The sequence below is a fragment of the Neisseria perflava genome (assembly GCF_002863305.2).
GTDB lineage: Bacteria > Pseudomonadota > Gammaproteobacteria > Burkholderiales > Neisseriaceae > Neisseria > Neisseria perflava_A.
The window spans coordinates 1847280-1870093 of the sequence record NZ_CP136962.1 but is presented as its reverse complement, the minus strand read 5'-3'; the positions used below and the strand labels follow the sequence as shown (position 1 = coordinate 1870093).

Genomic DNA, 22814 nt, shown 5'->3' with positions numbered 1-22814 from the left:
GCATATCAAAAGGCCGTCTGAAAGATTTCAGACGGCCTTATTTTTTAGGAAAGTATTATTTCAACGCAGCCAAACACTCTTTAATCAACTCAGGGCCGCGATAAATCAAACCGCTGTACACTTGAATCGCACTGGCGCCCAAGCGGATTTTTTCTGCCGCGTCCGCGCCGTTCATGATGCCGCCGACGCCGATAATTGGCAGTTTGCCGTCAATGCGTTCCGCCAAAAGTTTCAACACCTGATTGCTTTTCTCATGTACGGGCAAGCCGCTCAAGCCGCCTTGTTCGCCTGCGAGCGGATGGCTGCCCAAGCTTGATTTGTCGATGGTTGTGTTGGTGGCGATGATGCCGTCCATTTCCACGGATTTGACCACATGGGCGATGTCGTCGATTTGCGCTTCGTCTAAATCCGGCGCGATTTTGACCGCCAGCGGCACATATTTGCCATGCGCGGCCGCCAGTTGCGCCTGTTTGTTTTTCAAGGCTTCCAACAATGCGCTCAATTCGTCGCCGCCTTGCAAGGCGCGTAGGTTTTTCGTATTGGGGGAGGAAATATTGACCGTGATGTAGCTTGCGTGGGCGTAGGCTTTTTCCAAGCAAATCAGATAATCGTCGGCCGCGTTTTCAATCGGTGTAACGGCATTTTTACCGATGTTGATGCCCAAAATGCCTTTAAAGCGGCTGTTTTCAATGTTGCGGATCATCGCGTCGATGCCGTGGTTGTTGAAACCCATGCGGTTGATGATGCCTTGGTGTTCGGGAACGCGGAAAAGGCGCGGCTGCGGATTGCCCGGCTGCGGCTTGGGCGTTACCGTGCCGATTTCGACAAAGCCGAAACCCAAAGCGGCAAACGCATCGATACACTCGCCGTTTTTGTCCAAACCTGCCGCCAAGCCGACCGGATTGGGCAGCTGCAAACCCATCAGCTCGGTTGGCCGGGTGTGGCTGTCCACTTTGGGCAGCAGGCCGAGTTTTTCGATAGAACGCAAACTGTTGAGCGTGAAATGATGGGCCTTTTCTGCATCGAAACGGAACAGGATAGGGCGGACGAGTGAATACATGGCGGCGGCTTTCTGAATGGTTGATGAATTTGGCGTTATTTTACCTGAAACCGTCAAACTGCCCCAAACGTCTGTATCGATATGATTTTATTGTTTGGCGTCAAATGAAAATAAATAGGGCTTTTGCGTGTATTCGGATAGTTTATTAAAATGGCAAAAGAGAGGTTTTTCAGACGGCCTGATGGATGTATCAAAAGGCCGTCTGAAAAGTTTTGATTTGATTGTTTACCTGATACAGGAATATTTTTATGAAACAGGCGGTTGATCCTTATGCGAGTTTCCGTGAGCTGACGTTGCGGGGGATAATTCTCGGCGCGTTGATTACGGTGATTTTTACGGCATCCAATGTGTATTTGGGCTTGAAGGTGGGCTTGACTTTTGCGTCTTCGATTCCGGCTGCGGTAATTTCGATGGCGGTTTTGAAGTTTTTTAAAGGCAGTAATATTCTGGAAAATAATATGGTGCAGACTCAGGCTTCGGCTGCGGGTACGCTCTCCAGTATTATTTTTATTCTGCCGGGTTTGCTGATGGCTGGTTATTGGGCGGGCTTTCCGTTTTGGCAGACTACGCTGCTGTGTATGTCCGGCGGTATTTTGGGCGTGATTTTCACTGTGCCTTTGCGTTATGCGATGGTGGTGAAGAGCGATTTGCCTTATCCGGAAGGCGTGGCGGCGGCCGAGATTTTGAAGGTCGGCGACCATGATGCGGACCAACAGGAAGGCGGCAGCGGTATCAAGGAATTGGTGTCGGGCGGCGCTCTGGCCGGTTTGATGAGCTTCTGCGCAAGCGGTTTGCGCGTGGTGGCGGACAGCGCGAGCTTTTGGTTTAAAGGTGGCGCGTCGGTGTTTCAAGTGCCGATGGGCTTTTCTTTGGCTTTGCTGGGCGCGGGCTATTTGGTCGGCCTGACCGGCGGTATCGCGATTTTGCTGGGTATCTCGATTGCTTGGGGCGTGGCCGTGCCTTATCTGTCGGCACATATTCCGCAACCTGCCGATATGGAGATGATTCCTTTTGCGATGTCTTTGTGGAAGGAAAAAGTTCGTTTTATCGGCGCGGGTACGATCGGTATTGCGGCTATTTGGACGCTGTTGACTTTGATGAAACCGATGGTCGAGGGTATGCGCCTGTCTTTCCGCAATTTCGGCGGTGCGCAGATGACCGAACGCACGGAACAGGATTTGTCGCCTAAGGCGATGATTGCCTGGGTGTTGGCGATGATGCTGGTGTTGGGCGTGTCTTTCTTCCACTTTATCGGCGACTCGCATATTTCCGGCGGTTTGGCTTGGCTGTTGGTGGTCGTATGTACGCTGCTGGCTTTGATTATCGGCTTTTTGGTGGCGGCGGCTTGCGGTTATATGGCTGGTTTGGTTGGTTCGTCTTCCAGCCCGATTTCGGGTGTGGGCATCGTCTCTATCGTTATTATTTCGCTGGTGTTGCTGCTGGTCGGTGAATCCGGCGGCTTGATGGCTGATGAGGCAAACCGCAAATTCCTGCTGGCGTTGACGCTGTTTTGCGGCGCGTCTGTGATTTGTGTGGCTTCGATCTCCAATGACAATCTGCAGGATTTGAAAACGGGTTATCTGGTCAAAGCAACGCCTTGGAAACAGCAGGTTGCGTTGATTGTCGGCTGCGTTGTCGGTGCCGTGGTGATTTCGCCTGTGTTGGAGCTTTTGTATGAAGCCTACGGCTTTACCGGCGCGATGCCGCGTGAAGGCATGGATGCAGCCCAAGCACTTGCCGCGCCTCAGGCAACTTTGATGACCACCATTGCCCAAGGTATTTTCTCGCACAATTTGCAATGGGATTATATTTTCACCGGCGTGGGCATCGGCGTGGCGTTGATTGCGGTCGATTTCACATTGCGCAAATCTTCCGGCGGCAAGCGCGCTTTGCCGGTATTGGCTGTGGGCATGGGCATTTACCTGCCGCCGTCTGTGAATATGCCGATTGTAATCGGCGCGGTATTGGCGGCTGTGTTGAAATCCGTCATCGCCCGCCGTCAGGAAAACCGTGAAGGCCGTCTGAAAAATGCGGAACGTATCGGTACGCTGTTCTCCGCCGGTTTGATTGTCGGCGAGAGCCTGATCGGTGTGATTATGGCGTTTATCATCGCCTTCTCCGTAACCAACGGCGGTTCGGATGCGCCTTTGGCCCTGAACCTGGAAAACTGGGATACGGCCGCCAAATGGCTTGGCTTGGCGTTTTTTGTTTTCGGTATGTTCGTGTTTGCACGCCGCGTGTTGAAAGCAGGACGTTAAGTTTGTAGGTTGAGAAAAGGCCGTCTGAAACCCAAAAAATTGGGGTTTCAGACGGCCTTTTTAGTGGAAATTTGTTTGGAATGATTTTAGGAAGTTTGGGTATAATTATCGCGGGGCTAGGTAGTGAAACAGCCCCATGGCAGTGGGGCTGTTTTATTTGAACCTCCCCAGAAAGGAGAGTTTCAACATGAAACGAACCAAGCCGAAAGGTCGTTCATGGCTGAGACTGCGGACAGTCGTTAAGATTATCTTAACCCTGTTCCTGCTCTTAGTCAATTAAACGGCTGAAAACAAAAAACTGTTTTTCAGTTTCCGCCTGTTTGTCATGAACAGGCGGTTTTTTGTTGCTTAACGCTGATTCAAACAATCTGCAATCGCTTTGGCAATTTTGGCACTGGCGCCTTGGTGTTGCGAAATGAATTGTTCGGTGTGGCTGATCAGCTGTTGGCGCAGTGTTTCGTCGTCGAGGTATTGGCGCGTGGTTCTGTACCAGGCTTCGGCAGTTTCGACGCGGACGGCGGCTTTGGCTTCGACTGCGCCTTTGCAGGCTTGGGCGAAGTTGTAGTTGGAGTAGCCGAAGAGGGTGGGGACGCGGCAGGAGATAGGTTCGATGATGTTTTGACAGCCGGCATCAACGAGGCTGCCGCCGACGAAGGCAATGTCTGCGCTGAGGTAGTAGGCGGCAAGCTCGCCCATGCTGTCGCCTATCCAAACCTGTGTATCGGGGGAAACGGGTTGTCCGTCGCTGCGTTTTTGGACGGTATAACCAAGTGATTTGGCAGTATCGTAGGCCGTCTGAAAGTTTTCAGGGTGGCGCGGGACGATGACCAGCAAGGCATTGCCGCGGTAGCCCTGCCATGCTTTGAGGAGCAGCTCGGCTTCGTCTGTGCCTTTGTACACGCGCGTGCTGGCGCAGACGACGACGGCTCGTGCACCGATGCGTTCTTTAAAGGCGACGGCAAGTGGGCGCGAGTCGTCGGGGGGCGCGATGTCGTATTTGGTGTTGCCGCAGACGTGGACGTTGGATGCGCCGATGAGGTGCAGGCGTTCGGCATCGGCGGCGGTTTGGGCAAAGCAGCCGGAGAGGGTCTGCATGGCAGGCTCGACCAGCTTGCGGATTTTGAGGTAGCCGCGTTGGGATTTTTCGGAGAGGCGCGCGTTGGCCAAAAAGAGGGGAATGCCTGCTTCTTGGCAGCCGTGCATCAGGTTGGGCCAGATTTCGGTTTCCATCAAAATGCCGCAGATGGGGCGGTGTTCGGCTAAAAATCGGGCGACCCATTCGGATTTGTCGTAGGGCAGGTAACGGCATTGCGCATCGGGAAACAGGGATTGCGCGGTGGCGCGGCCGGTCGGCGTCATTTGGGTAATCAGAAACGGCGAGTCGGGAAAATGGCGGCGCAATGCCTGCACCAAAGGTTCGGCCGCACGCGTTTCGCCGACGGATACGGCGTGTATCCAAATCGGGCGTTGTACGGGATTGGGATACGCCTGCCCGAAACGCTCGTCCCAATGCTCGAGATAGTCTGGGGATTTGAGGGCGCGGCGGCGCAGGTGGCGGCGGATCAGGAAGGGGGCGAGGTGCCACAGCGTGGCGTAAAGGCGGCGTATCATGCTTACGGGTCTTGTGTCGGAATAGGCCTATTTTATCGGAAACTGAAACGGAAGATATAGCTTTGATGCGGGTTTTACGCAAAGGAAACAGGCCGTCTGAAAGGTTTCAGACGGCCTTTAATGCAGGCATAAACGCTTTTACTTCACTTGCGCCATGTATTTTTTCAGACGGCCTTTGCTTTGCATGGCGCGATTTTCCATTTCATCGACAACGGCTTGTGCTTTGGTTTTGTTCACCGGTTTGCCGACCTGAATCACGCCGCTCATGTTCATCATGCGGTGTGGCGGGCAGGTGTAGACGTATACACCTTCTTTGTCGAGTTTGAGGGTGAAGTCTTTGCCGTCTTCGGAGAGGAAGTCGGCAACGCCCTCGGGCAGGGCTTTGCTTTGCACCCAGTGGCCGCTGTTAGTAGCTTTGAAGGTTACGGTGTCGCCGACTTTGGCGTTGACGTAGCCGGGCTCGAACACCATGCTGCCGTCTTTGCCGTTGTCGAGCATTTTGATTTCGTGGTTGGCGGCGTATGCGCTAAGGGAAGCGGTCAGCATCAGGAGGAAGAGGGATTTTTTCATGGAGAAAGTCCTTTCTAAGGATAAAAAAATATGGTGCGGGCTGATGAGTCGGAGAGGCAAGCCTTGGGTTTACCGCCCTCTCCCTAATCCTCTCCCGCAGGAGAGGGGATAAATTGCAGGGAGTTTGCAGGCCGGATGCTCAAATCCGACATTTGCAGGAGCGGTTAAGTTACGCACTCTTCCGCATCGGGCGGATAACGGGCAGGCCTTTGCTGTCGTACAAAAGCTCGATGTCCACTTTGTACAATCTGCCGATCATGTCCGCCTGCAACACGTCCTGCGGCGCGCCCTGCGCCTGTACTTTGCCTTCGCCGAGCAGAATCACGCCGTCTGAAAACTGCGCGGCGAGGCTCAAATCGTGCAACACCATCAGTGTAACCAGATTGTGTTCGTGCGTGTATTGCACCACGCGTTCTAAAAGATTGAGTTGATGGTGCATATCCAGCGCGCTGACCGGTTCGTCCAGCATCAGGATTTCGGGGCGGCGCAGCATGACTTGGGCAAACATCACGAGCTGCCGCTGTCCGCCGGAAAGCCGCATGACGTCGCGGTGTGCCAGATGGCCGATGCCCAGCTCCGCCATGATACTTGCGGCTTCGTGCAGCAGTTCGTCGCCGACGTGCATGTGCAGCGCGTCCATGCGGCCGAGCAACACGACTTCCAGTGCGGTCAGCGAGGCTTCGGCGGCGGTGTCCTGCGGCATATAGCCTATGCGTTTGCGCCAGCTTTGCAGGTGGATTTTGCTCAACGCTTCGTCGCCGTAGCGGATGGTGCCTTTGTGCGCCACTTCGCCGAAAATCGTTTTCATCAGCGAGGATTTGCCCGTGCCGTTGGGGCCGAGCACGGAATAGACTTTGCCTTGTTCCAGCGTCAAATCGATACTGTCGGCGACCACATAATCGCCGCGCCGGATGTGTACGTTTTCAAGTTTCAACATTTCAGACGGCCTATCGTTTCGTTAATACAATCCAGAAGAAGAACGGCACGCCGACAAACGACGTAACGATGCCGACCGGAAACAGCGCGCCCGGGATAATTACCTTGGACAACACGCTCGCCACCGATAAAAACGCCGCCCCCGCCAGCATCGCGCCGGGCAGGAAGAAACGCTGGTCTTCGCCCAAAAGAATCCGCGCCACATGCGGCGCAACCAAGCCGATAAAGCCGATCACGCCGACAAAACTGATGGCCGTTGCCGTCATCACCGCCACCAACACCAGCGTTTTCAGGCGCAAAAATTGCAGATTGATGCCCAGCCCGACGGCTCGTTCTTCGCCCAAGCGCAGCGCGGTCAGCTTCCACACGTCGCGCGAAAGCAGAAACACGCATACCGCCGTAACCGCTGCCGTAACGATGACCGTCTCCCAAGTCGCCTTGGTCAGGCTGCCGAACAGCCAAAACAGAATCTGCTGCGAAATCTCAGGCGCGGCGATAAATTGAATCAGCGACAAAATCGACTGAAACAGAAATAACAGCGCAATCCCCACCAACACCAACATCGCCGAGTTGAAGCGGCGTGCCGAAGCAAACAGAAACAAGATGCCCGAAGCCAGCATGGTCATCACAAACGCACCGATGGGAACGGCGACCGTTTCAGGCAGCCCGAAACCGCCGAACGCGATCACCGCCGACGCGCCCAAACCCGCCGCCGCCGCCAAGCCCAGCGTATAAGGGCTGGCCATCGGGTTGTTCAGGAGCGTTTGAATTTCCGCACCGCCGACACCTAAAGCCGCGCCGACCACCAAGGCCATCACCGCAATCGGCAGGCGCAAATCCATCACAATCAGGCGGTTCATTTCATCGACTTCGGGTTTGCCCAGCAAAACATTGACCACTTCGCCGACGGGCAGCGTGTCCGTCATCGCAGGGCCGGTGGCGATGTCGAATAGGAAACTGACCGCCGCGATGACTAAAAACATCAACACAATCAACCAACGCTTGCCTTCCAACTTGCGCTGGTTTTTCACAATCTCGGCGACAACCGAATCATTCATGTTTCAAACCTTTAAAAAAGAGTGTTGTGAAAGGGGAGAAACAGGTTTGCCTTTTTCTTCCGCAAAAATTTCAGACGGCCTTCCGATTTAAAAGGCCGTCTGAAAATCTAAACTACCTTATTGTCCTTTCGGGTAGAGGTAGAACGTACCATTTGGTACAACCGGCAGGTTTTGGCGGTAGAAGTCCAGATAGGTCTTCTCAGGGTTGAAATCCTTAAACAACTGCGGATAAATCGCTTTGGCCATAAACTGAATCGATGCGCTGTCGGACAGCGTGCGCGAGTTGGCGTGGTAGGCAGCGTAGAGGCGGTTGTTTTTAATCGCAGGCAGGTTGGCCCAGCCGGCGCGTTTGGCAAAGCCGGCCAAGCGTTTTTCCGCTTCCGCTTTCGGAATGCCCCAGCCCATTACCATGGCGGCAGGGTTTTTCTTCAATTCGGTTTCGCGGCCGGTAATCACGATGACGTCGGGTTTGGCGGCGAGGACTTTTTCAGGGTTGATCGGGCCGTAGAATTCAACCGAAGAAGCGGCGATATTGTTGCCGCCGACCAGTGTCGCCATCGAACCCCACATGCTCTTGCCGAAGGTAACGCTGTGTTCGGCAGGGCCTTTGTTGCCGAACTCGACATAGACTTTAGGCTTGGGCAGGTTGGCTTTTTGCACGCGCGCCTGGATGGTGTCGGCAACGCGTTTGTAATCCGCCGCCAGTTTGTCGGCTTTTTGCTGCTGGCCGGTCAATGTGCCGATGAGTTTGGTCGATTGAACGTGTTTGGCGACCGTTTGCGCGTTGTAGTCCAACACGACGATGGGGATGCCGGCTTTGTTGATGCGGTCGAGATCGGAACCCAAAGCCTTGTATTGCCATTCGGCCAAAACCAGCAAATCGGGTTTCAATGCCAATACTTTCTCAATCGAGAATGTGCCGACTTCCACTTCGCCTACGTCGGCAAGCTGGTTCAACTTAGGCACGGCTTTGCTGAATGCCGCCCAGCTTGGCGGCGCCCAGTCGGCCCAAACTGCTTTGGAAAAACCGACGACGTTGTCCAGCGCGGTTTTACCGCCGATGGCCATGTAGTCTTGGTAGTAGAAGCCCAAAACCACACGTTTGGCTGGCAGGTCGACGGTTACCTTACGGCCGACGGTATCGGTCAGCTGAACGGGTTTGGCAAAAGCGGATACGGAGCCGACGGACAAAGCGGCGGCGGCAATCAAAGCAGAAAGTTGCGTAAATCTCATAAATCATTCCTTTAGAATATGATGATAATTACTATCTTTTAGTAAATTTACAAGGTATTGAATCTTTTTTCAAGTGAATGTAGGGATAGACATATTTCGGAATAAAAAGTTTCATCATTAAAACGAAGGGATAGTGTTGATATAGGGCTTGGGTGTACTGAAGACCTGGTTAAAAGGAATGATATGGGGTACCTAAAGCCATAGTGGGCAGTAGCAGGAAGTGATAAGTAAAGGGTTTTTTATTGCAAAAAATAAAAGGTATCCGGTTGAATACAGCAGGCCGTCTGAAACCTTGTAATCGGGGTTCAGACGGCCTTTGGTGTAGGCATAAAAGCTTTTATTTCACTTGCGCCTTATATTTTTCAGACGGCCTGTAAGCAGTGTTTGGGAAAAGTGAAAAAGGTTGGTTTTTGAAATGGCGAAATAGGGAAGAAGAGGGCTTGAGGGAGAATCGGGCATAAACTAAAAATGGGGACGAATAAAAAGGGCGTGTATCGAAACACGGCCCTTTTTAGAGATTCAGACGGCCTGTGATTCCGCCTGTTCGCTTTGGTTGAGGATTTTAATCAGTTTTTCGGCTTTTTCCGGGTCTTCGCAGCGCAGGATTTTGGCGGCATCGTTTTCGAGATGGCCGGTGTGGCTGTGCAGGATGATGTTTTTAACCGAAAGCAGGTTGTTGGGGTTCATGGAGAATCGGCGCAGGCCCATGCCGAGCAATAGGCGGGTGAAGACGGTATCGCCGGCCATTTCGCCGCAGATGGAGACGCCTTTTTCCATACGGTTTGCCGTGCGGATGATGTGTTGCAGCGTTTTGAGGACGGCAGGGTGGCCGGGTTGGTAGAGGTGGCTGACGCTGTCGTCGCCGCGGTCGACCGACAGGAGGTATTGAATCAGGTCGTTGGTACCGATGGAAACGAAGTCGACGAGCTTGAGGATGCTGCCGACGGTCATGGCGGCGGACGGGATTTCGATCATGCAGCCGATGCTGACCGGGCCGAAGGTTTCGCCGCGTTCGGTCAGCTGGCGTTGGGCCGTGTCCAGATGGATAAGGCATTGGCGCACTTCGGAAATGGATGTAATCATCGGCCACATCATGCGCACGGGGCCGTGGGCGGCGGCGCGGAGGATGGCGCGCATTTGGGTGCGGAACATGACCGGCTCGGCGAGGCACAAACGGATGCCGGTCAGTCCGAGCGCGGGGTTGAGGCTGCCGTTGGGTGTGCTGTTTTGGCCGAACCAGCGCGGATTTTTATCGACACCCAAATCGACGGTGCGGATGGTGATGTTTTTGCCTTTGAGTTTTTTGACAATGCCGGCATAGACTTCGTATTGTTCGTCTTCGGTCGGCATGTTGTCGCGGTTGAGATAAAGAAATTCGCTGCGGAACAGGCCGACGCCGTCTGCGCCGAAGTTGTGCAGGGCTTTGATGTCTTCGGCGGATTCGATGTTGGCCAAAAGTTCGATGTTGATGCCGTCGGCCGTGGTGGCGGCGGTTTTTTTGATTTTGTTGAGTTCGCGCTTGTGGCTGCGGTATTCGCGGGCGAGGCGGCGGTATTCGTTGAGGACGACTTCGTCGGGGTCGATGATGAGGATGCCGTTGATGCCGTCGACGATGACGATTTCGTTTTCGGTAATGAGTTTGCGGGCGTTGTGCAGGCCGATGACGGACGGGATGTCGAGGCTGCGGCCTAAGATGGCGGTGTGGCTGGTCGGGCCGCCGGCATCGGTTACGAAGGCGGTAATGTGCTGCTCTTTGAACAATACGGTATCGGCAGGCGAGAGGTCGTGCGCGATGAGGACGGTGTCGTCAAACAGGTTGCCGGCGAGGTTGATTTCGTTGCTTTGTCCGACAAGGTTGTTGTGGATGCGGCGGACGACTTGGAGCATGTCCTGTTTGCGTTCGCGCAGGTAGTCGTCGTCGATGCTGTCAAACTGGGCGGCGAGTTTGTCGCTTTGTTGTTTCAATGCCCATTCGGCGTTGATTTTCTGTTCGCGCAAAATGTCGATGGGTTCGCGCGAGAGGGTGACGTCGGTCAGCAGCATGAGGTGCAGGGAGATGAACGCGCCCAATTCGGTCGGGGCATTTTCGGGAATCGCACCGCGCAGCTGTTCCAATTCTTTGCGCGTGGCTTTGATGGCGTTGTCGAAACGGGCGACTTCGGCCTCGAGCTTGTCGGGATCGATGTCGTATTGGGGAACTTCCGCCGCGCCGCGCGTGATGAGGTGGGCGTGGCCGATGGCAATGCCTTTGCCTGCGGCCACACCGTGTAGGACGATGCTCATTATTCGCCCTCGCCGAAGTAGTCGTTGATGAGGTCGGTCAATGCCTGCATGGCGGCGGCTTCGTCTGCGCCGTCTGTTTCCAGCTCAATCACGGTGCCTTTGGCGGCGGCCAGCATCATCAGGCCCATGATGCTTTTGCCGTTGACACGGTTGCCGTTTTTGGTGACCCAGACTTCGCTTTGGAATTGGGAGGCGGTTTGGGTGAATTTGCTGGAGGCGCGCGCGTGCAGGCCGAGTTTGTTGATGATTTCGATTTCTTGTTTGAGCATGGATGTCCCCTAATGGTTGTAAAGTGAATGTTTTCAGACGGCCTTAGCCGTTTCTTTGCACACCAGGTCTTCGGGTGCGGATGTAATGGCGAAAATGCCCCGGATGGCGGCTTCTTTGACGGTTTCGGTGAAGTCGGAGAGGTTTTCGGCTTGTGATGAGTATTGGATGGCTTTAATCATCATCGGGGCGTTGAGGCCGGTCAGGATGGCGGATTTGTTTTCGCGCACCAGCCGGCGTGCGGCGTTGCACGGGGTGGCGCCGAAGATGTCGGTCATGATCAGTACGCCGCGGTTGTCGGGAAATTCCTGCAAGGCGGCGATGGCGTTGTTGATGATGTCGTTTTGGTCTTCATTGGGCTGAACGCCGAGAATACGGACGTTTTCGGGAAAGCCGTTGGGGAAGAAATGGTGGGTCAGCCCTTGGTAGGCTTCGCCTATGGTTTCGTGCGTGATGATAAGCAGGCCGATCATGATGTGTTCCTAGTGTTGGTTTGAGGCCGTCTGAAAACCTTTCAGACGGCCTTGGTTTTATTTGTTGTTTAAGGCGTAGATTTCGCCGAGGTTGCGCCAGCAGCCGGCGGCATCCATGCCGTAGCCGAAGACGTAGCGGTTGGGCACGTCTAAACCGATATAGTCGGCTTTGGTCGGTTTTTCTTTGTCGATCAGCTTGTTGGCAAATACGGCCGCACGGCAGCTTGCCGCGCCCATTTCCAACAGTTTTTCCTGAATGGCGGCCATGGTGTGGCCTTCGTCTAAAATATCGTCCAAAACGATTACATGACGGCCTTTGATTTGCTCGGGGTCGGGCATGCGTTTCCAGTTGAACGCGCCGCCTGCGAGTTTGTCGCCGTAGCGGGAAACGTGGACGTAGTCAAAGTCCAAAGGAAAGCGTAACAGCGGCAGCAGCTGCCCTGTAAACACTACCGCACCACCCATGACAGGCAAGAGCAGGGGGTATTTGTCGCCCAAGTCGCGGGTGATGTCGTCAGCAACTTTTTGCAAGGCCGCGCGGCATTGTTCTTGGTCAAACAGCAAGTCGGCATTGTCCAGCATGGCTTGGGTTTCAAGGCGTTTGGTTTCTAAGTCGGTCATGATAGGTCGTGTTGAGTGCGGTTAAAAACAAATTATATAGCGGATTCAATCAATTTTCGATACAAGGCGCGGCAATAGTGTAGTGAAAGCGAAGGGAATTTGAGCAGACTACGTTCAGACGGCCTTTTGCCCTTCCGCTTCGTCCACCAGCAAAAATGCCGTCAAAGCCAAAGCGGTCAATACCGCCGTCAACACCATCGCCCGTCCGTAATTGTCCGCACCGGCGCGTCCGAGATAATCGTAAATCAAAGTGGTCAGCGTCTGCCATTCGGGACGCGACAGGAATAATGTGGCCGCAAATTCGCCGATACACGTTGCTGAAGCCAAAGTCAGACCGCGCCGCAAGGCCGGTTTCAATAAAGGCGCGGTTACATAACAGGCCGTCTGAAAACAGTTTGCGCCCATGGTGCGCGCCGCCGCCGCGTAATCTTTGGGCAAACCGTCCCACGCGGCCAGTACGTCTTTGGCCACAAACGGATACGCCAACAGCGCATAAGTCGCCGTCAGCAGCCACAGCGAAGCCGTCCATTGCGGATAGAGCAGCAATACGCCAAACGCGATGCACACGGGCGACACCATAAACGGCAAAAACATCAGCGCGCGCAACCACGCCATTTGCCGTGCCGCCGCCGCATACAGCACGCCCAAAACCGTCGCCGCCGCCACCGCTGCCGCAGAGAAACGGATCGTGTTCCACGCAGCCGCCCACGTTTGCGCTTCCAGCAAAACCGCCCACGAAGAGCCTGCCGCTGCTGCCTTGAGCCATACCGCCGCCAAAGGCAGCAGGCAGCACAGCACCAACATGGCCAATACCGTTGCCGTCAGCCATTTTTCCCAAGCCCGTACCGGCGCGCGCGGAGGTAAAGGCGAGACTGATTTATCCACCGCCACGCGCTTACTCCAATACGCATACAAACCGCCGGCCGCCGCCGTAGCCACCAGCACCAGCCACACCAACACCGACGCACGCGCCATGTCCAACTCGTACGCCACCAGCCGGTAGATTTCCACTTCCACCGTTGCAAAACGTTCGCCGCCGAGCAGCAAGGCCAGTCCGAAGCCTGAAAAACAATATAAAAACACCAAGCACGCGCCGCCGGCGACCCACGCGCGCACCACCGGCCATTCGACCCAGACAAACCGCCGCCACGCATCCGCGCCCAACGATTGCGCCGAGAGCAACCGTGCCTGCGGCACGCGCACAAATCCCTGATACGCCGAGCGCACCAAAACCGGCAGGTTGAAAAACACATTGCCGTAAATCAGCAGCCACGGCGTGTCCTGCCAACCTGCCGCCAGCATGCCGTGTGCGCCGAACAAGGCCAGCACGCCCATGCCCGCCACCAAAGTCGGCATCACGAAAGGCAGCATCAGCAGACGCAAAACCATACGCCGTCCGGCAAAATCCATCCGCGCCAGCACCCACGCCGCAGGCACGCCCAAAGCTGTAACCAAGACGCAGGTCAAAACCGCCTGCGCTACCGTCCAGCCTAAGCGCAGGCGCATATAGTCATCAGCCACCACTTCCGCCCAAGCGCCCTCGCCGTCGTAAAACGCCAGCGACAGCAAAGGCGCGGCCACCATGACCGCCAAGAAACCCAAAGGCAGCAGCAACAGCGCACACCGCCGAATCCAAACCTGCATCGATGCGTACCCGAGAATAAAAACGCCTATTTTAGCCCGAGTTCGGCGCAGAAGGTGGTATTCCTGCCCTTGTTTTCAGACGGCCTGGGCAGCCTGACGGATAAAACTGATGTTTATTCAAAATTTTCAAACATTTACGAAATGTCTTCAAAAAGGCAACATAATTGGTTGGGCATTTTTGATACAATCCGCCGCTTCAAAAAATCAAATAAATCAAAAACAAGGAAACATTATGACCACTACACGTCCCCAAACCTACGATACCGTCTCGCGCGCATTGCACTGGCTGACCGTACTCGGTTTCATCGGCATCCTGACCACCATCGCCATCTGGACCATTTATGACGGCGAAGAATGGGTCGGCGCACTCTTCGGCGTACACAAATCCATCGGTTTCATCACGCTGCTGGTGATTATCGTGCGCATTGTTTGGGCCTTGCTCAATGCATCCAAACGTCCTGCCGCCGACAGCTTTGCCGCCAAAGCCGGCCACCTTGCCCTTTACGTCCTCATGCTTGCCGTTCCCGTTATCGGCATGATCCGCCAATACGGTAGCGGCCGCGGCCCGTTGAAAGTATTCGGTGTCCAAGTGATGCAGGGTTCGCCTGAAAAAATCGAATGGATGGCCAACCTCGGCAATATGGCGCATGGCAAACTCGGCTGGCTGCTCTTCGCGCTGGTCGCCGGCCACATCGCCATGGTCGTCGTCCACCGCATTCAAGGCCACGACGTTTTGTACCGCATGATCGGCCGTCGTCCTTAAATATAAAACGGTAAACAGACAAGGCCGTCTGAAAACAGTTTGACCAAGCAAAAACTGTTTTCAGACGGCCTTTTTGTATTTGTGTTAATCTGCAAAAGTAGGGCAGGCATTTTGCCTGACTGTTGTCTAAATACTGTAAACCATACCGAGAAACACCATGACTGCTCCCATCCTCGCCATCACCTCCGGCGAACCGGCCGGCATCGGCCCCGACATCTGCCTTGATTTGGCTTTCGCCGACCTTCCTTGCCGCCCCGTTGTTTTGTGCGATAAAAACCTGTTGGCGCAAAGGGCCGGACAGCTCGGCAAGTCCGTTATCCTGCGCAATTTTCAAACCCAAGCGGCCGATCCGTTGCCCAAGGGCGAACTCGAAGTCCTGCATATTCCCTTAGCTGCCGAATGTCGGGCGGGCGAACTCAATCCTGCCAATGCCGCGTATGTCCTCCGGCTGCTGGATACAGCGTATCAAGGCATTTCAGACGGCCTGTTTGCCGGTATGGTGACTGCGCCGCTGCATAAAGGCATCATCAACGATGCCCACGCAGGCAACGGCTTTTTCAGCGGCCACACCGAATACCTCGCCGAAAAAAGCCATACCGAACAAGTCGTCATGATGTTGACCGGCTGCGGCCTGCGCGTGGCGTTGGTGACCACCCATCTGCCGCTGAAAGACATTTCCGCCGCCATCACGAAGCCTTTAATCGAGTCGGTTACCCGCATTCTTGAACACGACCTGCGCCATAAGTTCGGCATAGCCAAACCGGTCATCCTCGTTACCGGCCTCAATCCCCACGCCGGCGAAGGCGGCCATTTGGGACACGAAGAAATCGACACCATTATTCCGGCACTTCATGCCCTGCAGGCCGAAGGCATAGACGCACGCGGCCCTTATCCGGCCGATACCGTGTTCCAACCCTTCCTGCTCAAAGATGCCGATGCCGTCCTCGCCATGTATCACGACCAAGGCCTGCCGGTGCTCAAATACGCCGGTTTCGGCGAAGGCGTGAACATTACCCTCGGCCTGCCCTTTATCCGCACCTCCGTCGATCATGGCACGGCCTTGAGCTTGGCAGGCACGGGCAAAGCCGATTCCGGCAGCCTGATGACCGCCGTCCGCGCCGCGCTCGATATGGCGCACAATATGCAGAAACAGGCCGTCTGAAGCGGAAAGGTTGAATCATTTGTCGGCGTAAAGTGTTCCTGTAAGAGCATCATCAGGAAATATTTATCTGCCGATTTGATGAGGCCGATGAGTGTTTGGACAATAATCAGCGTTTTATTGTAAAAACCATATATAACAAGGCCGTCTGAAACCCAGATGTTTAGGGTTTCAGACGGCCTTTCAGTTTTTTGGTTTACCAAATTTCAGACAAAGTTTCTTTGACTTTGGCCTTCACTTCCGCACCGAAGCGGCGGCTGAGCATTTTGCTGAAATCGTCTTGCGGCGTGTAGTTGACCAGCTCGGGGGCTTTGACGACATCGCGGGCGACGCTGTAAATGCTGCCGAAGTCGTCAATCAGGCCGACCTGTTTGGCTTCTTTGCCGGTGTAAATACGGCCGCTGAAAACGTCGGGATACTGTTTGTCTTTCAACCTTGCGCCACGGCCGAGTTTGACGGCTTTGATGAATTCTTGGTGGATATCGCCCAACATGCTTTCCCAAATTTGGGTTTGAGCCGGCGTTTCAGGCGTGAAAGGGTCGCCCATGCCTTTGTTGCTGCCGGCGGTTTTCAGACGGCGTTTGACACCGGCTTTGTCCATCAGGCCGGTAAAGTCGAAACCGCCACCGATCACACCGATGCTGCCGACAATGCTGGAAGGGTCGGCATAAATTTTGTCGGCTGCGGCGGCAATGTAGTAGCAGCCGGAAGCGCACATGTCTTCGGCAACGAGGTAAACGGGGATGTCTTTGTGTTCGGCTTTGAGGCGGCGGACTTCGTTAAAGGCCGTGTTGGACACGACAGGCGAACCGCCGGGGCTGTTGGCGCGGATGATGATGGCTTTGGCGTTGCCGTTTTCGTAGGCGGCTTCCATGCTGTCGCGCAGGATTTGGACTTGGTCGTCGATGTCGTTGCCGATTTCGCCGGTCAGGTCGATAACGGCGGTGTGTTCGCTGCGGGCTTGGACCGATGTGGTTTTTCCTTCTTCTTCCGCCAGGCCGAAAATCAGGCTGAGGAAGATGAGGACGGCGACGCCGCGCCAGATGTTGCGCCAAATGCGGGCGCGGCGTTGTTCTTGGTAGGCGGCGAGGAGGACTTCGCGCAGGGTGTTGCGCTCCCAGTTGTCAACTGGAGTGGAGGCGGAAGAGGGTGTGTTTTGGGCATCGCCTTCACGGTGGATTCGGTATTGCATGATGTAATGTGCTTTCGTGCAGGCCGTCTGAATGTTCAGACGGCCTTATCGGTTTTAGTTGATGGAATAGCCGCGCAGGTATTGCGTGCGCTCGCGGGTCATGCGGGTTTCACACTGCAGGCGCAGGTATTCTGCTTGTGCGGCGTTGTCTGCGGACGCGGCTGCTTGTTGGCAGTTAAGTTTTTTGCTTTGAATCCAGGCGCGTTGCTCGCCAAGGATTTGTTGTTTGACATCGCTGTCCATACCGCCCCAGAGGTCGTTGATCTCGCCGTCCGCCTGACGGTTTTGCGCGCGCGCGTTGTCAAGTTCGCTTTGGCTGAGGCCTGGCGGCTCGTTGCGTTGGGTTTCATGGTCGGGGCGCAGGACTTCGTAATCTGAATCGTCGCCGTCATCGGTCAAACCGACGGCTTGGCTGGCGGCGTTGTTTTCAAGGATGTCTTGCGGATTGAGGGTGGGCGGCTCTTCCGTGTTTTGGTTTTGCAGCAGTTTGATGGCCTGCTCTTTGGACACGGGTTTGCCGTCTATCATGACGATGCTTTTTACGCCGTAGGGCAGCAGGGTGGCGGAAAGGGTTTGGGCGGTGGAACTCAGGGTATTGTCTTCGAAAACCGGTTTGCCGTCTTTGTCGGGGGTGTAGAGCAGGGTGGTGCTGAACGTGTTGTTTTCAAAGGTCAGGTTGCTGCCCATCAGTTTTTGTTCGAGCATGTCGGACAACGGGGTGCTGCCGTAAATCAGCGGGCTGTTGTCTATGGCCGTTTTGAGGATGGTGTCGGGAATGCGGATTTTGAGGTTGGCGCGGCAGATGGCTTTGCCGTCGTCTTCGGTTTCTTTGGGGTCTTCAAGCAGGGTTTCTAATTCGAGGCCGGCGGCGATGATTTTGTCGGCATCGACGAATTGGCGGTTGTCATTGCGGGCGAAGGAGCGCGCTTGTTGTTTGAGGGTGTCTTCGATGGTGGTACGGATGTTTTGCAGTGTGGCCGGTTGGGCGCAATCAAGTGCGGCTTTGGGCTCTTCTTTGCTGCATGCGGCAAGCAGAATTGTGCTTAAAATCAATACGGAAGCGGTTTTTTTGTACATGTGTACTCCTGAAGGTGACGGCCTTTCAGACGGCCTGACGTGCCTATCATAGCAAAAGCACTTGCAGCAAGTAAATGCGGCAAGTGCTTTTCTATGTCGGACGTATCAGCCTTTGATGACGCTGACGAAGCCGGAGAGGATGGCGGCGTTGAGCAGGTCAACGAAGAACGCACCCACCATAGGCACAATCAGGAAGGCTTTGTGCGAAGGGCCGAAAGTTTGGGTAATGGACTGCATGTTGGCAACGGCAGTCGGGGTGGCACCCAAACCGAAACCGCAGTGGCCGGCTGCCAAGACGGCGGAGTCGTAGTCGCGGCCCATGAAGACGTAGGTAACGAAGGTTGCGTACAGGATCATCACGACGGTTTGTACGGCCAGGATGATAGTTACCGGGCCTGCCAGACCGGTCAATTCCCACAGTTTCAGGTTCAGAAGAGCCATGGCGAGGAAGAGCGACAGGGAGGCGTTACCGAATACGTCGATGGCGCGGTCGAACATATTGACTTTGAAGGTTGCAGTCAGGACATTGCGGATGACCACGCCGGCAAACAGACACCATACGAATTTAGGCAGGTCGAAGAAGGCTTTGTCGTAGCCGTCGACGATTTCGGCAAAAGCCAAACATGCAGCAAACATCGCGAGTGTTTCGACAGCGGAGTCAGCCGTAATCAGACGGGTACGTTGTGCTTTTTCGAAGACGTCGTCGGTTTGATCGTTGTCAACTGGTTTTTTATTTGTTTCCAGAGGTTTGCGACCCATTTTGTTGATCAGGCGACGGGCAACGGGACCGCCGATCAGGCCGCCGAATACCAGGCCGAAGGTGGCGGAAGCCATACCCAAGCCGGTTGCGCCGGTCAGGCCGAATTTGCTTTCAAAGTCAGGACCCCATGCGCCGGCTGTACCGTGACCGCCGGTCAGGGTAATCGAACCGGTAATCAGGCCGATCAGCGGATCCAGACCCAATGCGCTTGCCAAGCCGACACCGACGAAGTTTTGGACGATGATGAATGCACCCACCACGGCGGTAAAGATGACCAAAGGCAGGCCGCCCGCTTTCAAACGGGTGAAGTCCGCGCTCAAACCGATGGATGTAAAGAAGATGAGCATGAACGCATCTTGCAGCGGTTTTTCAAATTTGAAGCTGACGCCGTAGGCTTCGTGCAGGGCGAACAGGACGATAGCGGCAACCAAACCGCCGGCGACCGGCTCGGGAATATTGAAGTCTCGTAAGAATTTGATTTTTTGAACCAGAAATTTACCAACCAGCAACACGAGCGTGGCGGCAATCAGTGTGTAATAACTGTTGAATTCCCATTCCATGTTGTTTCACCTCCTAGAAATGTTTTTCCGAGTATCCGTTTCTTTCCGGATGCAGTGTGTTTCAACGCTTGGCGTTATCCGCCGAGTGTTATGGTATTGATGCGCGGACAAGGTGTTTCCGGAAAGAAATGGAAACGATGGCTTGTCCGTGAAAAATAACTGGCAAATATTAGGGGAATAGTTAAAGATTGTCAAAAAATGCGTGTGTAAATCTTTTCAGACGGCCTTTTTCCCGATGGCATGATGTGCTTCGCGGCGCCATTGTTCCAAGAGGGATGTTAATAACCCGGCCGAGGTATGCCCGTTGCCGATGGCGGCCTGCAGCCAGTAGCAGGCAGTCGGAACATGGCAGCTTACACCTTGCCCGTGATAGTAAAAACAGGCGAGGTGGTATTGGGCGGAAGGGTGGTTTTGTTCGGCTGCGATGGCGTACCAGTGGGCGGCCGCCCGAGGGTCTTGCGCCGTGCCGAGGCCGTAATGGTAGATGCGGCCTAAGGCTGCCGCCGCATTTTTATGATGGAACTCGGCCGCTTCCATGTAATTTTTGCGCGCGGCATTGTAGTCGGCAGGACGGCCGATGGCGCGGGCTTGTGCTTCCGCCAAGCGGTATGCGGTCTCGGTTTGTTGCTGTTGCAGGGCGGCTGTTTTGATTTGTTCGTATTGTTGCGGATGGTACAGCGCGGCATCGCTGACGAGTTTTTGTGCGGCGGCGGCAGAACCCAGCGCGGCGGCACGGTGGTAGTAATCGTGCGCGACATGGTTGTCGGCTTTGATGCCGAGGCCGTAGCGGTAGAGGTCGCCCATGATTTTCAGGGCTTCGGGATGGTTTTTCTCGGCGGCGGCTTTGGCGTAGCGTGCCGCTTGGAACGGGTCTCGTTCGGAAAGTTCGCCGGTCAGGGCGTATTGGGCCAGCTTGGCTTGAGCTTCCGCTTGTTCCTTGTCGGCGGCACGGCGATACCATTCCAAGGCTTCGGGTCGGCGTTGGGCAGCAAGAAGGTCGGCCAGCAGGGTTTGTGCGGCGATATGGCCGGCTTGCGCGGCTTGTTCGAGGTATTGTTCGGCTTGTGCGTGGTCGGGGCTGATGCCTGTGCCGTAGAAGTAGATTTGACCGAGTTGCCAACAGGCGGCAGTCACGCCGAGGGTGGCCGCTTTTTCGTATTGTTCGACGGCTGTCGCAACGTCGCCTTGGCGTTGATGATGGCGTGCCAGATGGTAATACGCGGGCGCGGCATATCGGGCGGCGGCAAGCTCCGCCCAGTAGAGTGATTGTGGATTGTTGCGTTGCGCGTGGTAACGCATGAGGATTAATTGGGCTTCTGAGTGTCCCTGCTCACCCAGCCAGGCATAGTCGTTAAGAAGCTGTCCGGTCGGGGTGCCGTTGTGTTCGCGTTGTTGCAGCAGGGAGAAGAGTGCTTTGGGATGGCGTTGGGCCGCGGCGGCTTCCAACCATGAAAGTGCCTGCTCCGGTTGGCCGTTTTGCAGCAGATGGTTGCCCAATACGAAAGCAGCTTCCGCATAACCTTGCTCTGCCGCCTGTTGCAACAGGGGCAGGGCTTGGGCGGTATGGGATTGTTCCAAAAGGGCGGCGGCTTGCCGGTAGAGGATTTCAGGAGCAGCGGTCATGGTTTGCGGGCGGATATAAAGTGGAAGACGGATGTTGCGGCATATGGGCGGCGATACCGGTTGAGAGCTTTGTAAAAATTTTGCTCGGCATAGTTTTGTAGAGTGTATTGTCTTGCTGGCTTATTTTTAGGATGTTTGGCTTGTTATATTGTTTTGCCTAGGGATACATCCATATTTTGTGTGTTACAAAAGGCTCAGCTTGAGTCGGTATGCGCTCATGACAGCTCGGTCATTATACTGTCTTTGTAATTTATTGTTAATGATAAATGCAGGTTTTTGTGTTTTATTTACATGTAAGTAGCCAAGGTATTGATTGCTTCAGGCCGTCTGAAATATTTTCAGACGGTCTGAACTTTTCCTTCGCTAAGTCAGGTTGTCGGTGTAGAAAAGTCGGATGTGTTTTTGTTGGGAAAAAACACCTGACTGTAGAAGTTACCGTTAATTTGGGTCACGTTGAGGTGGTACATTCGGTAGGCATGGAACAGCTCTTTGTCAGGCGGTGTCGGATGATTCCAAAATTCTGCCAAGGTATTTTGGTCAGTAATGCCGGGAATATCATAATAGGCACGGCCGAGAACCTTAACTGGCATATTGTGAATCAGACCGGACAGGCCGCTGGTGCTGTTGATGGTAACCATGCCGAGGCCGTGGCGCAGGAAAACGGGCAGGGGGACATCATGGACGTAAGTGATACGGCCTTTGAGTTTGGGGTGTTTTTTGATAAAGCGTTTGATGTCGCGCGAGTAGTCGATAAAGCCGCGGTCCATCGGATGATGCTTGATGATGAGGTTGGTATCGGCAGGCGCGTGCGCGGCAAAGGAGGCCAAAATATGGAGCAGGAAGCTGCGGACGCTGGAAAAGTCACAATGGATGCGGACTTGGCTGTCGTTGAATACCTGCAAGGGAACAATAAAAAATTTGCCGTATTTGCCCGCCTCCACGCGTTTGGCGATTTGGATGTCTTCAATATAGTAGTTCAAACGCTTGAGGATGGAGATCGACCACAGTTTGAGGTAATGGCCGGCATTGGATGCGCGGTGGTGGATGTAGTTCGGGTACTTGTTCGGATTGCGGAACAATTCGATATAGTAACGGACGGCATTTTTGGCCATGGGCATAAACCCGCCGCGTACCGGCGTCGGCGCTTTGTATTCTTGCTGGACCAGCTTGGGGAATTGTTCCAAAAAAAAGTCGGCACGGCGCGGCAACGGGGAAAATGCGTTGACGCCGTCTTTTTCTAAGGTGATGTAGTAGGGGCGGAAATAGCCTTCTTCAAATGCCCAGAAACTGGCTTGGTTTTCGTTTGCAATGCGTTTTGCAATGACGTGATAAGGGCGTGTGTCGCCAAAGCAGACAACCGCCTGGATGTGATGTTGAACGATGTATTCTTGCAAGAATTCAGGAAAGGCATCGTAGTTGTCGTTAAAAACAACGGTATGCGCTTGAGTGGGCGGATAAAAATAGTCGTCGCCTGCATTAAAGTTGAATTTATGTACAGTTTTGCCGTTTTCAGTCAGCCAATTGGCAAGGCGCAGAAAAAAATCGCCGACAGGGCCTTGAAGCAGCAGGATATTTTCTGCGCTTTCAAGCAGGTTTTGCAGGTTGTTTTTGAGGACGGTCTGTTTCATGTCGCAATGTGGTTTTGTTTTTTATGTAATAGTTTTAG

19 protein-coding genes are annotated in these 22814 nt (G+C 54.5%); 3 read left to right on the top strand and 16 right to left on the bottom strand.

Annotation, left to right across the window (positions count from 1 at the left end):
- Nucleotides 1-55 precede the first annotated feature (55 nt).
- A complete protein-coding gene (locus CYJ98_RS08690; protein WP_101755724.1) occupies nt 56-1060 on the bottom strand; it encodes a quinone-dependent dihydroorotate dehydrogenase in 1005 nt (334 codons plus the stop codon).
- A gap of 248 nt (nt 1061-1308) precedes the next feature.
- Between CYJ98_RS08690 and CYJ98_RS08685 the strand changes: the two genes are divergently transcribed.
- Nucleotides 1309-3318 (top strand): OPT family oligopeptide transporter, encoded by a 2010-nt coding sequence (locus CYJ98_RS08685; RefSeq protein ID WP_101755725.1) that lies wholly within the window; start codon nt 1309-1311, stop codon nt 3316-3318.
- 348 nt (nt 3319-3666) lie between these two features.
- Here CYJ98_RS08685 and waaA read toward each other — a convergent pair whose 3' ends face one another.
- From waaA to CYJ98_RS08635, 10 genes are all read right to left on the bottom strand, one after another.
- Nucleotides 3667-4929: a lipid IV(A) 3-deoxy-D-manno-octulosonic acid transferase gene (gene waaA, locus CYJ98_RS08680; protein ID WP_101755726.1), complete on the bottom strand. Its 1263-nt coding sequence runs from the start codon at nt 4927-4929 to the stop codon at nt 3667-3669.
- A gap of 138 nt (nt 4930-5067) precedes the next feature.
- Entirely contained in the window at nt 5068-5499 is a 432-nt protein-coding gene (locus CYJ98_RS08675) for a plastocyanin/azurin family copper-binding protein (RefSeq protein WP_101755727.1), read from the bottom strand.
- Nucleotides 5500-5668: 169 nt separating this feature from the next.
- Nucleotides 5669-6436: an ABC transporter ATP-binding protein gene (locus tag CYJ98_RS08670; protein WP_101755728.1), complete on the bottom strand. Its 768-nt coding sequence runs from the start codon at nt 6434-6436 to the stop codon at nt 5669-5671.
- Nucleotides 6437-6446: 10 nt separating this feature from the next.
- Nucleotides 6447-7493 (bottom strand): FecCD family ABC transporter permease, encoded by a 1047-nt coding sequence (locus CYJ98_RS08665; RefSeq protein WP_049332949.1) that lies wholly within the window; start codon nt 7491-7493, stop codon nt 6447-6449.
- 117 nt (nt 7494-7610) lie between these two features.
- Nucleotides 7611-8726, bottom strand: a complete 1116-nt coding sequence (locus CYJ98_RS08660; protein ID WP_101755729.1) for an ABC transporter substrate-binding protein — start codon at nt 8724-8726, stop codon at nt 7611-7613.
- A gap of 519 nt (nt 8727-9245) precedes the next feature.
- A complete protein-coding gene (gene ptsP, locus CYJ98_RS08655; RefSeq protein WP_101755730.1) occupies nt 9246-11009 on the bottom strand; it encodes a phosphoenolpyruvate--protein phosphotransferase in 1764 nt (587 codons plus the stop codon).
- Nucleotides 11009-11278 (bottom strand): HPr family phosphocarrier protein, encoded by a 270-nt coding sequence (locus CYJ98_RS08650; RefSeq protein ID WP_003747940.1) that lies wholly within the window; start codon nt 11276-11278, stop codon nt 11009-11011. Before CYJ98_RS08650 ends, ptsP begins: the two co-directional genes overlap by 1 nt.
- Nucleotides 11279-11311: 33 nt before the next feature.
- Complete coding sequence (locus CYJ98_RS08645) at nt 11312-11749, bottom strand: PTS sugar transporter subunit IIA (RefSeq protein ID WP_101755731.1); 438 nt, start codon at nt 11747-11749, stop codon at nt 11312-11314.
- Between the two features lie 57 nt (nt 11750-11806).
- Complete coding sequence (locus CYJ98_RS08640; RefSeq protein WP_101755732.1) at nt 11807-12370, bottom strand: hypoxanthine-guanine phosphoribosyltransferase; 564 nt, start codon at nt 12368-12370, stop codon at nt 11807-11809.
- A 114-nt stretch (nt 12371-12484) separates the two neighbouring features.
- Nucleotides 12485-14014 (bottom strand): ABC transporter permease, encoded by a 1530-nt coding sequence (locus CYJ98_RS08635; RefSeq protein WP_101755733.1) that lies wholly within the window; start codon nt 14012-14014, stop codon nt 12485-12487.
- Nucleotides 14015-14246: 232 nt separating this feature from the next.
- On the opposite strand from CYJ98_RS08635, the gene CYJ98_RS08630 reads away from it, so the two are divergent.
- Nucleotides 14247-14777 carry a cytochrome b gene (locus CYJ98_RS08630; protein ID WP_101755734.1) on the top strand — a complete coding sequence of 177 codons (531 nt, stop codon included), beginning with the start codon at nt 14247-14249 and terminating at the stop codon, nt 14775-14777.
- 157 nt (nt 14778-14934) lie between these two features.
- A complete protein-coding gene (gene pdxA, locus CYJ98_RS08625) occupies nt 14935-15939 on the top strand; it encodes a 4-hydroxythreonine-4-phosphate dehydrogenase PdxA (RefSeq protein ID WP_101755735.1) in 1005 nt (334 codons plus the stop codon).
- A gap of 193 nt (nt 15940-16132) precedes the next feature.
- On the opposite strand, the gene CYJ98_RS08620 is transcribed toward pdxA, so the two are convergent.
- The 5 genes from CYJ98_RS08620 to CYJ98_RS08600 all read right to left on the bottom strand — a co-directional run bounded on the left by CYJ98_RS08620 (nt 16133) and on the right by CYJ98_RS08600 (nt 22776).
- Nucleotides 16133-17128: a S49 family peptidase gene (locus CYJ98_RS08620; protein ID WP_003747953.1), complete on the bottom strand. Its 996-nt coding sequence runs from the start codon at nt 17126-17128 to the stop codon at nt 16133-16135.
- A 54-nt stretch (nt 17129-17182) separates the two neighbouring features.
- Complete coding sequence (locus CYJ98_RS08615) at nt 17183-18205, bottom strand: lysozyme inhibitor LprI family protein (protein WP_101755736.1); 1023 nt, start codon at nt 18203-18205, stop codon at nt 17183-17185.
- A 105-nt stretch (nt 18206-18310) separates the two neighbouring features.
- The gene (gltS, locus tag CYJ98_RS08610; protein ID WP_101755737.1) at nt 18311-19525 is read right to left on the bottom strand and encodes a sodium/glutamate symporter; all 1215 of its coding nucleotides are present in this window, start codon (nt 19523-19525) and stop codon (nt 18311-18313) included.
- A gap of 216 nt (nt 19526-19741) precedes the next feature.
- Entirely contained in the window at nt 19742-21148 is a 1407-nt protein-coding gene (locus tag CYJ98_RS08605; protein WP_101755738.1) for a tetratricopeptide repeat protein, read from the bottom strand.
- A 368-nt stretch (nt 21149-21516) separates the two neighbouring features.
- Nucleotides 21517-22776 (bottom strand): capsule biosynthesis protein, encoded by a 1260-nt coding sequence (locus CYJ98_RS08600; protein WP_101755739.1) that lies wholly within the window; start codon nt 22774-22776, stop codon nt 21517-21519.
- Nucleotides 22777-22814 lie beyond the last annotated feature (38 nt).